The organism is Ruegeria sp. CDSA141, from assembly GCF_059612005.1.
The window spans coordinates 1-12,729 of sequence record NZ_JBXWPT010000019.1; the positions used below are offsets into that span (position 1 = coordinate 1).

Genomic DNA, 12,729 nt, shown 5'->3' on the forward strand with positions numbered 1-12,729 from the left:
CCAAACGCATGCTCAATCCCGTGCATCTGCAGAACCTTAACAAACGCCTCTTCCGTCGTCATCTTCATGTGGGTGTTCTCCAACCAAGAGTGAGTTAAACCGGGCACTGCGCCCGGCGTTTGATATGGTTTTGGCGCAAGGGTGCGACCTGCGTTAGGGCCAAATCGAAAGCCGGATTAGGTCCAGATGGTGCTTAAACGGCCCGAATTGCGTCTGCGATCAGTTTCACACCGGGCGCGATGCGGTCAGTTGGAATTGAGGAATAGCCAAGGCGGTAGAAATTCCGTGGCCTGTCCGGTCCCGAGAAAAACGACGCACCCGGTTCAATGTGAACACCCTGGTTTTGCAGTCTTAATGCCAGTTGCGTTGTGTCGACATGCTCAGGGGCTGACATCCACATTGAAGAACCGCCAATCACACCCCGTCCAGCCACGGTCAGCCCACTTTCCGCGATGGCTTTGTCCATCGCGTCGCGCCGCTCTTGCAAAGCTTTCGACATACGCCGAATTTGCGCGTCGTAGTGGCCCAACGACAGGAAATACGCCGCCGTGCGCTGAATGTGGCCTGGTGGGTGGCGCAGGACCAATGAGCGAAGCGCACGTGCCTCGCGGATAAAAGGTTCTGAGCCGACCATGTACCCGAGTCGCAACCCTGGAAACAGCGACTTGGAAAAGCTGCCGACGTAAATCACGCGGCCATCCCGATCCATGGATTTCAGTGCCGGCGAAGGCGCACCCCGAAAGGCCATTTCGAACTCATAGTCATCCTCGACAACCATCGCGTCGAGATCGCGTGCTCGATCTAGCAATTGGTTGCGGCGGTCGATCGGCATCGTCGCGGTCGTCGGGCTTTGATGGCTGGGGGTGGTAAAGATGACGTCAGCTTCGTCAGGAATCGTGTCGGGCGGCAATCCGTCCCGATCGACACTCAAGGGTGTGACGGCGCAGTCCCAATGGTTCAGAAGGCTTCGAAGCGCGTAGTAGCAAGGGTCTTCTATGACGGCGGTACGGTTATGGGTCAGCAAAATGCGCGATGCCAGCCAGAGCGCGTTCTGTGCGCCCAGGGTAATCAATATCTCTTCAGGGCGGGCTGCGATGCCACGGCGTGGTAGAGTGTGTCGGGCAATAAATTCGATCAACAAGGGATCATCCTGATCCACGTAATCTCCGGTCAGTGAATCGAAATCTTTATGCCCCAACGCGCGGACGGCGCATAACCTCCAGTTGGCGTGGTCAAACAAAGTCCGGTCGGCCTGCCCGTAGATGAACGGGTAACGGTACTCTCGCCAGTCGCTGGGTTTTGGCAGAACGTCACTGTCCAGAAAGCGGCGTGCCAATGCTTTGTCCCAATCAACGGATTCGGTGCCGCGCTGGACAGGCGAATACTTGGGAGGGACCGGTGCGTTATGCGATACGTAATATCCTGATCGCCCCTTGGCCGTCAGATAATCATTGGCCAACAATTCGGTATACGCCAGCGTCACCGTAATTCGGCTGACACCCAGATGTGCGGCCAGTTTGCGTGACGAAGGTAGTTTTTCTCCGACGTGAAAGCGACCGGACAAGATGCCTTCGGCAATCATCTGCTGGATCTGGGCCTGCAACGTGCCCTGACCATTGAGTTCAAGAAAGAATGTATCGACCGAAATCCCCATGCCTGCTTATAGGGTGGACTTAAGGCCGGGGCAATCTGGACTTACATCGCAGTCACGATATTTTAACAGAGAGGTTGACCGGAGAGTTCCTTAAGGCTAAATAACTAGAAATCTAGTTTATTGGAGATAACTAATGTGGGAAGCTGCTGCTGCCGGATTTTCTGCCATGGGCTCTGAGGCCCGGCTGAAAGTCCTCAAGACCCTGGTCAGGGCCGGTGAAGCCGGATTGACCGTTGGCGAGATACAGGACCGGACGGGGATCGCCCCGTCGACCCTGGCCCATCACCTGCGGTTTCTTGCGGCCGGTGGTGTGGTCGAACAGGAAAGGGTCGGTCGAACCACGATCAACCGGGCCAGTTACGACGAATTGAGAAATCTTGCGCAATTCATTCTCAGCGAGTGTTGCGCCGACGAAGTTGGAAAGGCTGCGAACGATGGCTGAGTTGACACAGAATCCGCGCGAGACTGCCAAAGGGGTATTGGACCTGATCAAGACACCCTGGACGCTGATCGTTGCCATTCTTGCGGCGGTGGCAATCCTGGATCCCGGCAATCTGCGCGAGGTGGTGACATTTGCAGCCAAAGCCTTGGCACATACAGGGCAATACATTCTGTTTGCAGTGCTTCTGCTATCCTACCTCAAGGCGACCGGCGCAGAGGTGATGGTGGCGCGCGCCTTTGCGGGGCGTGAGACCCGGATGATCTTTCTGGCCGCTCTGTTCGGTGGTCTTGCACCATTTTGTTCCTGCGAGGTCATTCCCTTTATCGCCGGCCTTCTGGCCTTAGGTGCTCCGTTGTCCGCGGTCATGGCATTCTGGCTCAGTTCACCCTTGATCGACCCGCCGACGCTTTTGATCACTGCCGGTGCGCTGGGATGGCCCTTTGCCATCGGTAAAGCCGTCGCGGCGGTTGCGCTTGGTTTGTTCGGTGGATTCTCGGTTCGGCTGCTGATGCGCAAAGGCGCGTTTGCCCAGCCCCTGCGAGAATACAAGCCCGCTGGGTGCTGCGGGTGTGGTCCGAAAACGGACGACAAACCGGTCTGGAAATTCTGGCAGGAACCCGCGCGCCGGATCCGGTTCCGTTCGGAATTCGTGCACAACGGTTTGTTCCTGTTGAAATGGCTTGCGCTGGCCTATGTGCTTGAGGCTCTGCTGGTTAACTATGTGCCTGCCGACCTGATTGCCGGCGTGGTCGGCGGAGAAGGCGTGCTGCCGATCATCGTTGCTGCGCTGGTGGGTATGCCGGCCTACCTGAACTCCTACGTGGCGCCGCCCCTGCTGGCGGGGTTGATGGAGCAAGGTATGACAGCAGGTGCTGCCATGTCGTTCATGGTTGCCGGAGCCGTCAGTTCCATTCCGGCGATGGCCGCGGTCTGGTCTTTGGTCAAACCGCGCGTCTTTGCAACCTATCTGATCCTGGGCGTCGGTGGCGCGATCGTGGCAGGCATCATCTTTCAAATGGTATGAACGCAAAAGCCGCCCGGTGTCAGCATCGGGCGGCTTTTATCCCTTCGGTTCCGTCGATCAACTGCCTTCGCAGAGACGTGGCAGTTTGAACCGGTACCGGGCTTCACCGCTTTCGACATAGACGCGTTTTTCGACACAGGCCGTCGTGCCTACGGTCTGCGAAACCTGCGCATCCGTAGAGGTAATCGACGTGGCGGAACCATCCGGCAGGCGAACCGAAGCCACGACGCCATTCTTCAGGTCTCCGTTCACCGGAGTTGCAGACAGCACCGGGACGATCAGGAACGCCTCATGCTCGTGTTCGCCTTCATCTCCCAATAGAAACAATGTCGCAACGATGGCAATCATGACAACACCGGCAGCCAGGCCAAGCCCCCACGTTTTGAGAAAGGCATAGATTGTTACGGCGTGATGCGGGCCAAAAACCGCAGATAGAACATTCAGCATGGCAAGTCCGTGAAAAAAGCCCCAGCCGTTCTGGCCGAGGCTGTTTGCGCGTTACGGGCGAAGATCGTCTTCGTCTTCTTCATCCGCCCCACCTTTGGGCAGGTTGAAGAAGCTGTCTGCGTCGATGATCGGCTCGTCGTCTTTCTCTTTGGACGGTTCGTCGGACAGCGAGAAAGTTTCCAGACCTTCAATTGCGGTCGGGATCTTCGGCGCTGCGTCCATTTCCAGCGACTGCTCGGTCGACACCAGCTTGCGACGTTCGTCGTCGCTCATCACGCCGCCTTCAGCCGCTTTCTTGGCTGCCGCTTTCTGTACGGCGGTGTCCAGCTCGGACTGCTTGCACAGACCCAGAGCAACCGGATCAATCGGCTGCATGTTGGAGATGTTCCAGTGCGTGCGTTCGCGGATCGACTGGATGGTCGGTTTCGTGGTGCCTACCAGCTTGGCAATCTGGCCATCGCTGAGTTCCGGGTGAAACTTGACCAGCCACAGGATCGAGTTCGGACGGTCCTGACGTTTCGACAGTGGCGTGTATCGCGGACCGCGACGCTTTTCTTCGCCAGCGGCTGACGGGTTGAACTTGAGCTTCAACTTGTGAAGCGGGTTGTTCTGTGCCGCTTCGATCTCGTCCTGGGTCAGCTGGTTGTTGGCGATCGGGTCAAAGCCTTTTACGCCGGCGGCGACGTCACCATCAGCGATACCCTGCACTTCCAACTCGTGCATTCCTACGAAATCCGCGATCTGCTTGAAGCTGATCGTGGTGTTGTCCACCAGCCATACGGCGGTTGCCTTGGCCATAAGCGGTTTTGCCATCAGCCCGTCTCCTATACATACATCTGTCCCGTCGCCGGAATTCGGCGGCCCCTTGGTTCTTGGGGCAGGTTTCCGTTGTCGGGGAACTTGGCCCGTATATAGTCGCGCAAAGGCAAGAAGGGAAGAGGCGAATGCGCTGGGTAGTTTTGTGGGTCTTCAGCGCGGTGGCTGCGCTGGCCGAGGGCGAAAAGGCAGGCGAGTTTGACTACTACGTTCTGTCGCTGAGCTGGTCGCCCAACTGGTGCGCCCGCGAAGGAGATGCGCGCGGATCGGATCAATGCGATTCACGCCATGATCACGGTTGGGTTCTGCATGGGCTGTGGCCTCAGTTCCATCAGGGCTGGCCGTCCTACTGCCGTACCCCCGCAAGCCCACCTTCGCGCCGCATGACGCGGGAAATGGAGGATATTCAGGGCAGTTCCGGCCTTGCCTGGCATCAATGGAAGAAACACGGCACATGTTCGGGATTGTCGGCGTCCGACTACTTTGCCCTGTCCCGGCGGGCTTATGAAGCGGTCGAGCGCCCTCAGGTGTTCCGCAAGCTGGATTCATCCGTCAAACTGCCCGCTTCGGTGGTCGAGGAGGCATTCCTGAAAGCCAACCCGGAGTTGGAGCGCGACATGATCACGATCACCTGCAAACAGGGCTATATCGAAGAGGTCCGCGTGTGCCTGTCGCGCGATCTGGATTCCGTGCCCTGCGGTCGGGACGTGATCCGTGATTGCACCGCCAAGGACGCGCTCTTTGATCCGATTCGTTAGAGCTTTTTGTTCTGACAGTCCCGCGCATAGTCCAAAGCCTTGGCGGTCCCTTTGAGGTCAATGGCCATCACCACCTCACCTGCCGGATTGTAGACCGTCATTGTCTTGTTCTGAGCGATGGCGTTCACGAAGCTCCGATCGGTGAAAAACACGGTCGCGCCCGGCACGTCGCGTTCGTTGAACCCGATGGCCGTGGCATCATGGCTTTTGCCGTCAAGATCGAACCGGATCGGGTAACTCTCACCCTGCTTAATGTCGCCCCAAGCCTTGTTGTAGACGGCGAAGTACCCGCGATTGTCCAGTGCGTCATAGCCAAGGCGCACCACCGAGAGATCCTGATATACCGTCTGGATCAGGCACCCGTTGCCAAGTGCGGGGTCCATCATGATGTTCCAGCCTTCGACGTAGCCTTTGTCAATCAGCTCTTGTGAAAGGGCGGCGGTGGCAGAAAATGTAGCAAAAGCAAGCGCAAGAAGACGGGTCATGAGGAGTGCTCCAAAGTATTCGCTGAGTTTATCTATCCTTAGAGCAGTTTAGTGATCATCCAAAGTTGCTTTTTTGAACTATGGCTGTCCCGGTATTGAAAGCGAGACAAACCTGATTTCGGGCCCAATCCATGAGCTCAGCTCAATATGGTTTCAACGCCGTTAGCAAGGTGAAACACGCACCCTTGTGTTCTCGGTAGCCGTAGCAGAGTGTCCAAATCCAGGCCCAACCAAAGCCCTCTCAGCACCAATGATGTAACGCCATGGGTTACGATGATCGCTGGCTCAACCTGTTCCTTCAGAAAAGAATCTACGCGACCGCAGATGTCTTCAAAGTTCTCTCCGCCCGGGCTGCGAAAATACCAATGATAGCTTTCATAGGAACAGTCGATTTGCTCTCGGATGAAATCCTTCGTTGCACCTTCCCATTGTCCAAACGCGATTTCCATAAGCCGATCGTCATGTATCACCTCGTGATGAGGTGAGGTTGCCAAACGCGCGGTGCGTTTAGCCCGTTCCTGTGGGCTGGCATAAACACGCGATGGTGCATCCGGGACTTGTTTGAGTATCTCGTTTTGTTTTCGAGCCTGAGACTTGCCATTTTCCGTCAACGGAGAATCCTTGCGCCCTTGGAACTTACCCTGAGTGTTCCACTCGGTTTCGCCATGTCTCAGGACAAAAAGATCTGGATACTTGCTCAAGATGCGTACCTCAATTTAATGCCCGAGGGGTGTTGTTATTACTGGTGTAAAAATAGGGGTGCGGTTTGACAAAGCTGATTTAGATCTCTTTCCGCGCCCGCAGCGCCGCCGTAATCGTCCCGTCATCCAGATAATCCAGCTCTCCGCCGATCGGCACACCTTGGGCCAAAGAGGTCAGGCGCACCTGACCCTCCAGTTGGTCTGCAATGTAGTGGGCGGTTGTCTGGCCATCGACGGTCGCGTTGAGCGCCAAAATGACCTCGGTAATCCCTTCGGCCATGACCCGGTCCCTGAGTCGGGGAATGCGCAGTTCGTCCGGGCCGACCCCGTCCAGCGCCGACAGCGTGCCACCCAGAACATGATAGCGGCCTTTGAAAACACCGGCGCGCTCCATCGCCCAGAGGTCGGCGACGTCTTCGACCACGCACAGTTCTCCGGTCGCGCGGACCTCGTTGTCGCAGATATCGCAGATGTCAGTAGTGCCCACGTTACCGCAATTCAGGCATTCCCGGGCGGTGATCGCGACCTGCTGCATGGCATCAGACAGGGGTGTCAGCAGCAGGGCACGTTTGCGGATCAGATGCAGAACGGCGCGGCGGGCCGAGCGTGGGCCGAGGCCCGGCAGCTTGGCCATCAGGTCGATCAGATTGTCTATATCGCTGTTGGAACTCAACCCGGGCGCTCCTGCAAAAGGGCCAGGCCCAGGTGCCCGGCCGATGATCCGTCAGGAGGGTGTATCAGAACGGCAGCTTGATGTCTGCGGGCAGGCCCATGCTTTCGGTCAGTTTTGCCATCTCGGCCTGCGAGCGTTCGGTGGCCTTGGTCTGCGCGTCCTTGATGGCGGCCAGGATCAGGTCTTCGACCACTTCCTTGTCGTCACCGTTGAAGATGGACGGATCGATATCCAGACCTTTTAGTTCACCCTTGGCGGTCGCAGTTGCCTTGACCAGGCCAGCACCGGATTCGCCGACAACCATCATGTTGTTCAACTCTTCCTGCATCTCGGTCATCTTGGTTTGCAGGTCCTGCGCGGATTTCATCATCTTGGCCATGTCGCCCAGACCGCCAAGCCCGCCGAGTCCTTTCAGCATAGTATTCTCCTGTGTCTCCGTTTGCGCTCTAGATACGGGCAGCGGCCACATCGCACAAGGGTTGTCCCGCCCGTCGTCAAGGTCTTTGGCAAGACCTTTCCTCCCGTTGGGCCCGGCAGCGCATGGGCACGGCCCATGCGCTGCCGGGCCCAAGGCCGCTCAGGGGTATCGGCGCAGCCGATAGACCGTGGCGGGCGCGGGAGGGTTGGTTCTTAGTTTTCTCGAACGCGGTTTGAACCTTCGGCGTCGCTGACATAGCAGCAAATGGATTTCAGGGTTCCTGGGTGGTATTAGTTCCAGAGACGGCCGCGATGCATCGTGGCGCGTTCGTCCCAGATGAGAACGTCGCCGACTGACCGTTGGTGGGAATAGACTTGTTCGGGCTGCGTGCAGAACGTGATTGCGTTGTCCAGCAGGGTTTGACCTTCATGATGCCCTATCCCTTCGATAGCAAAGGCATGCGAAGCGATGAATTCAGGATTTGGCCAGATCGCGCGCCATTGGCAATCCTGCCATCTGGTCATTTTTGACAGTTCGGCCAGATCGGCTGAAATCTTTGATCGGGAATGAGACAACCGGTGCCAGATAATGGCATCCTTCAGTGTATTTTCAGTTGATCCGGCATATCTGCCCACGCCGCTAGGGTCGATGCGAGCTCGGTCGGGTTACCCGACGGGAGCACGGCCTTGGCCGTCAGAATGTTGATCAGTGCAGGCGCCGGCAGGAACATACTGTCCGTGTGCCGCAACATATCACAACAAATTTGCCTGCAAATCCAGCAAGCGTAGATCGTCCTTTGAGCAAAGGCTGTCTTTTGTTTTCTAGGTCAGTTCGGAAATCTGAAATTCAAAGTCGTGTGCCGCCGCCACAGCTCTTCTATTCTCCAACGGCCAAACAGTTCGGCGATGCGAACATGGTATGTATCCGGGATTGATTGTTTGGGAAACAGCAACGCTGAGTGGGTTTCGAACGCCTGCCGAATGTCAGGATACAAGGTATCACCTGCAACTTCGCGCAGGTCGATGTCGTGAACAATCAATTCGAAAAGTGGATGCAGTGGTGACGCTCGCATGAAATCCCTCGCTCACGTTGTGGAACGGTGTAAATCACGGGAAGAGTCGATGAGTATCACTTGTGACACGAGATGACGGGTGGCAAGGTCAGTCTTCCTCGAACGGGTCCCACTCGTCTTCAACTTCGGGAAGAGCTTCGGTCTCGACCTTGGCGGCGCGTTGTTCCGGCGTCTCGATATTGGTGATTCTCGCCTTGGGGAATTGCGCCAGCACAGCCTGAACCAAAGGGTGTTGTTCAGCCTCGGATTTCAGTGCCAGCTCGGCCTCGTCCCGTATTTCCCCAATTGTGGGTGCATCCCCATCCGAGACAATCGAGACCGCCCACCGGTTTCCTGTCCAGCGTTGCAAGGCAGAGCCCAGCCGTGGAGCCAGATCCGCCGGTGCTTGAGCGGCGGGTGTGAATTCGATTCGTCCGGGCTGATAGGACACGAGGCGCACGCCGTTTTCCACCTCAACCAGCAACTTCACGTCGCGATTGGTCCGGATCAGTTCGACCACGTGGTCGAAGGTCGGGTACCGCGCAAGGGCCGTTTGAGCATCCTGCGCCAGAGCTGCAACCGGCGCACCACCGGCACCGCGAGGGGGCGACGCGTAGGCAGGCGGATGGGCCGCGCCAGCTTGCGTTGGAACCGCACCCTGTCTGGCTATGGGCACGCCGCCGTTGGGCCCGCCCTGCGGCGGTGGCGGGGTATCCTGCAATCGCTTGATCAGCTCTTCGGGGCTGGGCAAATCAGCCACATGAGTCAGGCGGATAACGGCCATTTCAGCGGCCATCATCGCGTTGGGGGCAGCGGAGACTTCCTCGAGCGCCTTCAGCAGCATTTGCCACATGCGGGTCAGGACCCGCATCGGCAGAGCCTCGGCCATGAGTTGGCCCCGGGTCCGTTCGTCCGGAGAAACCGTCGGGTCCTGGGCCGCGTCAGGTGTGATCTTTACGACGGACACCCAGTGCGTGATCTCGGCCAGGTCGCGCAGCACCGCCAGCGGGTCCGCGCCTTCGGCGTATTGCCCACTCAACTCGGTAAGTGCGCCCGCGGCGTCGCCGCGCAGGATCATATCCATAAGGTCCAGAACGCGGCCACGGTCCGCCAGTCCAAGCATTGCACGGACCTGATCGGCGGTCGTCTCGCCAGCCCCGTGCGATATCGCCTGATCCAGCAACGAGGTCGCGTCCCGGGCCGATCCTTCCGCTGCTCGGGTGATCAGTGCCAGCGCGTCTTCGGCAATCTGGGCGCTTTCCGCTTCGGCGATCTTGCTCAGAAGGCCAATCATGTCTTCGGGTTCAATCCGGCGCAGGTCGAAGCGCTGGCATCGGGACAGTACTGTGACAGGCACTTTGCGGATTTCAGTGGTCGCGAAGATGAACTTCACGTGCGCGGGCGGTTCTTCCAGCGTCTTGAGCAGCGCGTTGAAAGCACTGGTCGAGAGCATGTGAACCTCGTCGATGATATAAATCTTGTAACGCGCGCTGGCGGCGCGATAGCGCACGCTGTCGATGATCTCGCGGATATCGTTGACGCCTGTGCGGCTGGCGGCGTCCATCTCCATCACGTCGACATGGCGACCTTCCATGATAGCGACACAGTGTTCGCACTGACCGCAGGGCTCGGTTGTGGGGCCACCGGTTCCGTCCGGACCGATGCAATTCATGCCCTTGGCGATGATCCTCGCGGTCGTGGTTTTGCCGGTGCCGCGAATGCCGGTCATGATGAAGGCCTGCGCGATCCGATCGGCCGCGAACGCGTTTTTCAGGGTGCGCACCATGGCATCCTGACCCACCAGATCGGCAAAGGTTTCCGGGCGATATTTGCGGGCGAGAACCTTATAGGCGGGGCTGGAGCTGTCTGTCATGTCTTCTCGTTGGGATTCGGTGCTTGGGCACAGCGTAGTGGCCACCGCTGCCCGCGTCCACAGCGTGGTGTCATGATTTTTGATTTAGAAACGAGTCGCTTTCGCACTAAACTGCGTTAGCAGATTTAATGACTCATTTTTGTAAAGAGTTCTTCGGGGAGGACACGTTTCATGTCGCAGCTGGTGATCTACGCCCTGCAAGTCGGAGGCGGAACGCTTGCACTGACCTCGATGCCCGGACGTGGCGGGGATTATTTCAGCGATCTGGATACGATCGCAGCCTGGCAGCCGGGGCTTGTTGTATCGATGACAACGGATGTCGAGATGCTTCAGGATGGCGCGAAGGATTTCGGCAGCGACATTCAAAGCCGCGCCAGCCGATGGGTTCACCTTCCGATCGAAGATTTCGGAGCGCCGACACAGGCGGTTCAGGACGCGTGGCCGTCTGTCAGCGCCGCAGCCCGGCACGCGCTGTCAGGTGGAGGTCGCGTTTTAGTGCACTGCCGTGGGGGCTGTGGCAGGTCAGGTATGGTTGTTCTGCGGCTGATGGTCGAATGCGGCGAACGCGCGGACACAGCGCTGGAACGATTGCGGGCGGTACGTCCTTGCGCTGTCGAAACGGATGCGCAACTGGCCTGGGCCTCTCGGCGTGCCCAGGCACGGGTCAGTCTGGAATCAGATTGAAATCTGCGCGGGCGCGCAAACGGGTTTTCGAGGCCGGATCGTGAAAACCTGGATCATCGCGCAGGGTGGGTTTTTCACGACGCCGGATGGCATCGCACTGAACGTGTTTCCGAAGATCAAGTCGGCATAGCCGTTCAGGGGCTCAATTGCGGCTTCGGGCTGCGTCCCGCAAAAGATACGAATGCTGTCTGATCGCGCGAGAAAAATTGCATGGCATCCTTCGGCGCAATGCGACAGCTCACTGCTGCCCTCAACCTCCAAATCGTCACTTGTGGCCAAGGTCGCCTGTGTCACGGCTTCGGATATCGAGCGCGCCAGCCGCGCCAAAGCGGGGCAGGTTTTGCCCGTCCGCTGACATACTGTTGCACTGTATTCATGCGTTTTTGTCTTCCAGATCATCCTGCGCCCTCCGCGCGTAGCGGACAGGATATTTGGGACAGGTGGGACAGCGTGATGCCGTCAGGACCTGCCCGGACACCCCGCCCGAGTTTCGGTTTCGTTTCCGATGGCAGGTCTCCTGACTTGCGGGTCATTGCTTTGCCGACCTTCCCGGCCATTGGGCCAGTGGTGTTTTGGCATCGCTTACCGCTTACAGTTGCGGGGGCAGTCGCGGATTTGGTTGTTGCCTGTATGACCAGACATTACCGCACCGTGTTCCCTTTTCATCCCGACCCCTTGTGGAGGCCGGAAACCATCACACAACCGCTAGCGTTTGAGCACGCACCGAGTCAAGCCGATCTTTTGACCGGACGCTTGGTCATGCTGGATACGATGTTGGTTCATGCATAGTGTCGAGGGTGTTGAGGTTCGGAAACCGGATTTACCAAGCGAAAAGCCAGAGATCATGTTGGATACAGAGCAAACGGTATTGACCGAGGAGTTTCGGTTTCCGTCCGGGCAGAAAACGCTGTCCGCCCGATTGTATAGCCCGGTAACTTCGCCCGAAATCGTCGTCGTGCTGAACAGTGCAACGGGTGTGCCGCGTGATTATTACCGTCATTTCGCACGATGGCTTGCCGCTGAGAAGGGTATGGCCTGCCTGACCTATGACTATAGGGATTATGGGTATTCTTTAACGGGCCGCCTGAAAGATTCGCGTGCGACCATGGCGGATTGGGCCTTGATCGACATGCCTGCGGCACGGGCGGAAATGCGTCGGCGATACCCGAATGCGAAACACTGGACCATCGGCCATTCCGTCGGCGCGATGTTGGGGCCAGTACAACCGGATATCGATCTGATTGACCGGATGATCTGTGTGTGTTCGGGGCTTGTGACCCTAAGCGACCATCCGTGGCCCTATCGGGGTTTGGCAAGGTTGTTCTGGTACGGCCATGCCCCGCTTTTGGCCCGAGCACTTGGCTACCTTCCCGGAAAGGCGATCGGGTTTGGCTCGGACCTGCCGGCATCGGTCTATTGGCAGTGGCGCAAATGGTGTACAGCGCCGTTAAGCTATGTACCTGAAATCGGGCGTGACTTACCTGCGGCGCACTGGGAGGAAACTGGAGTGCCCGTGGATTTGTTTGCATTCGAGGACGACCAGATGGTGCCGCCGGAAGCGGTTTGGCGGCTTGCGGATCTTTACGGCCCCGATGCCAACCGTCACCTGCTGAGCCCCGCCGATTTCGGGTTGCCTGAGGTTGGTCATATCGGAGCATTTGCCCGGCGCAACGCAGCGGTTTGGCCGCGACTGATCGCTTGAC

At 58.0% G+C, this 12,729-nt stretch carries 17 protein-coding genes and 1 riboswitch; of the genes, 5 read left to right on the forward strand and 12 right to left on the reverse strand.

The genetic code is table 11. The features are described 5' to 3' along the window. Positions 1-193 precede the first annotated feature (193 nt). Positions 194-1,654, reverse strand: coding sequence for a MocR-like pyridoxine biosynthesis transcription factor PdxR (pdxR, locus tag AC2FLP_RS18935; RefSeq protein WP_496676604.1), 1,461 nt, complete (start codon positions 1,652-1,654; stop codon positions 194-196). 133 nt (positions 1,655-1,787) lie between these two features. On the opposite strand from pdxR, the gene AC2FLP_RS18940 reads away from it, so the two are divergent. Next, on the forward strand, positions 1,788-2,096 hold the full coding sequence (locus AC2FLP_RS18940) for an ArsR/SmtB family transcription factor (RefSeq protein ID WP_117872131.1): 309 nt from the start codon (positions 1,788-1,790) through the stop codon (positions 2,094-2,096). Further along, a complete protein-coding gene (locus tag AC2FLP_RS18945) occupies positions 2,089-3,120 on the forward strand; it encodes a permease (protein ID WP_496685533.1) in 1,032 nt (343 codons plus the stop codon). The genes AC2FLP_RS18940 and AC2FLP_RS18945 overlap by 8 nt, the downstream gene beginning before the upstream one ends. Before the next feature lie 57 nt (positions 3,121-3,177). Here the strand turns inward: AC2FLP_RS18945 and AC2FLP_RS18950 are convergent, their stop codons facing one another. Beyond that, the gene (locus tag AC2FLP_RS18950; RefSeq protein WP_496685536.1) at positions 3,178-3,567 is read right to left on the reverse strand and encodes a hypothetical protein; all 390 of its coding nucleotides are present in this window, start codon (positions 3,565-3,567) and stop codon (positions 3,178-3,180) included. A 51-nt stretch (positions 3,568-3,618) separates the two neighbouring features. Beyond that, entirely contained in the window at positions 3,619-4,380 is a 762-nt protein-coding gene (locus AC2FLP_RS18955) for a DUF1013 domain-containing protein (protein ID WP_117872134.1), read from the reverse strand. A 131-nt stretch (positions 4,381-4,511) separates the two neighbouring features. Between AC2FLP_RS18955 and AC2FLP_RS18960 the strand changes: the two genes are divergently transcribed. Then, entirely contained in the window at positions 4,512-5,141 is a 630-nt protein-coding gene (locus tag AC2FLP_RS18960; RefSeq protein ID WP_299901691.1) for a ribonuclease T2 family protein, read from the forward strand. Here the strand turns inward: AC2FLP_RS18960 and AC2FLP_RS18965 are convergent. The 8 genes from AC2FLP_RS18965 to AC2FLP_RS19000 form a co-directional block, all read right to left on the reverse strand. Beyond that, positions 5,138-5,626, reverse strand: coding sequence for a hypothetical protein (locus AC2FLP_RS18965; RefSeq protein WP_117872136.1), 489 nt, complete (start codon positions 5,624-5,626; stop codon positions 5,138-5,140). The two genes, AC2FLP_RS18960 and AC2FLP_RS18965, sit on opposite strands and share 4 nt — an antisense overlap. 137 nt (positions 5,627-5,763) lie before the next feature. Beyond that, positions 5,764-6,327, reverse strand: coding sequence for a histidine phosphatase family protein (locus AC2FLP_RS18970; protein WP_496685539.1), 564 nt, complete (start codon positions 6,325-6,327; stop codon positions 5,764-5,766). Positions 6,328-6,406: 79 nt separating this feature from the next. Further along, the gene (gene recR / locus AC2FLP_RS18975) at positions 6,407-7,000 is read right to left on the reverse strand and encodes a recombination mediator RecR (RefSeq protein WP_299901699.1); all 594 of its coding nucleotides are present in this window, start codon (positions 6,998-7,000) and stop codon (positions 6,407-6,409) included. A gap of 64 nt (positions 7,001-7,064) precedes the next feature. Beyond that, complete coding sequence (locus tag AC2FLP_RS18980) at positions 7,065-7,418, reverse strand: YbaB/EbfC family nucleoid-associated protein (protein WP_171236037.1); 354 nt, start codon at positions 7,416-7,418, stop codon at positions 7,065-7,067. A gap of 290 nt (positions 7,419-7,708) precedes the next feature. Beyond that, on the reverse strand, positions 7,709-7,942 hold the full coding sequence (locus tag AC2FLP_RS18985; RefSeq protein WP_496685543.1) for a TauD/TfdA family dioxygenase: 234 nt from the start codon (positions 7,940-7,942) through the stop codon (positions 7,709-7,711). Positions 7,943-8,016: 74 nt separating this feature from the next. Further along, positions 8,017-8,169 carry a TauD/TfdA family dioxygenase gene (locus AC2FLP_RS18990; protein ID WP_366140790.1) on the reverse strand — a complete coding sequence of 51 codons (153 nt, stop codon included), beginning with the start codon at positions 8,167-8,169 and terminating at the stop codon, positions 8,017-8,019. A 75-nt stretch (positions 8,170-8,244) separates the two neighbouring features. After that, on the reverse strand, positions 8,245-8,490 hold the full coding sequence (locus AC2FLP_RS18995; RefSeq protein ID WP_299901711.1) for a TauD/TfdA dioxygenase family protein: 246 nt from the start codon (positions 8,488-8,490) through the stop codon (positions 8,245-8,247). An 88-nt stretch (positions 8,491-8,578) separates the two neighbouring features. Next, positions 8,579-10,342, reverse strand: coding sequence for a DNA polymerase III subunit gamma/tau (locus AC2FLP_RS19000; RefSeq protein ID WP_496685546.1), 1,764 nt, complete (start codon positions 10,340-10,342; stop codon positions 8,579-8,581). 171 nt (positions 10,343-10,513) lie between these two features. On the opposite strand from AC2FLP_RS19000, the gene AC2FLP_RS19005 reads away from it, so the two are divergent. Then, a complete protein-coding gene (locus tag AC2FLP_RS19005) occupies positions 10,514-11,026 on the forward strand; it encodes a protein-tyrosine phosphatase family protein (RefSeq protein ID WP_299901715.1) in 513 nt (170 codons plus the stop codon). On the opposite strand, the gene AC2FLP_RS19010 is transcribed toward AC2FLP_RS19005, so the two are convergent. Further along, positions 11,018-11,425, reverse strand: a complete 408-nt coding sequence (locus AC2FLP_RS19010; protein WP_496685548.1) for a hypothetical protein — start codon at positions 11,423-11,425, stop codon at positions 11,018-11,020. The genes AC2FLP_RS19005 and AC2FLP_RS19010 overlap by 9 nt on opposite strands. Before the next feature lie 91 nt (positions 11,426-11,516). Continuing rightward, positions 11,517-11,737, reverse strand: a riboswitch (cobalamin riboswitch). 70 nt (positions 11,738-11,807) lie between these two features. Here AC2FLP_RS19010 and AC2FLP_RS19015 point away from each other — a divergent pair. Further along, entirely contained in the window at positions 11,808-12,728 is a 921-nt protein-coding gene (locus tag AC2FLP_RS19015; protein WP_496685550.1) for an alpha/beta hydrolase family protein, read from the forward strand. Position 12,729 lies beyond the last annotated feature (1 nt).